1 pseudogene is annotated in these 200 nt (G+C 41.5%); it reads left to right on the top strand.

The features are described 5' to 3' along the window. Nucleotides 1-200, top strand: a pseudogene (locus ACIR131C_RS26950) (MATE family efflux transporter); the annotation flags it as partial.

A 200-nucleotide genomic window follows, 5' to 3' on the forward strand; every position in this document is an offset into this window, starting at 1 on the left:
GTTAAGACAGCAACTTCTTTTCTCGCTTTGTCGGGATTATTCCAAATTTTTTACAGTATTCAAATAATTACTGTTGGGGCTTTGATAGGGTTGCAAGATACGTTCGTGCCGTTGTTAATGAACTTAGTAGGCTGGGGTCTTGGGTTGGCAGGAAGCTATTTCATGGCAATCATTTTAGGTTGGGGAGGTATCGGTATCTG

The organism is Dolichospermum circinale AWQC131C (genome assembly GCF_000426905.1).
GTDB lineage: Bacteria > Cyanobacteriota > Cyanobacteriia > Cyanobacteriales > Nostocaceae > Dolichospermum > Dolichospermum circinale.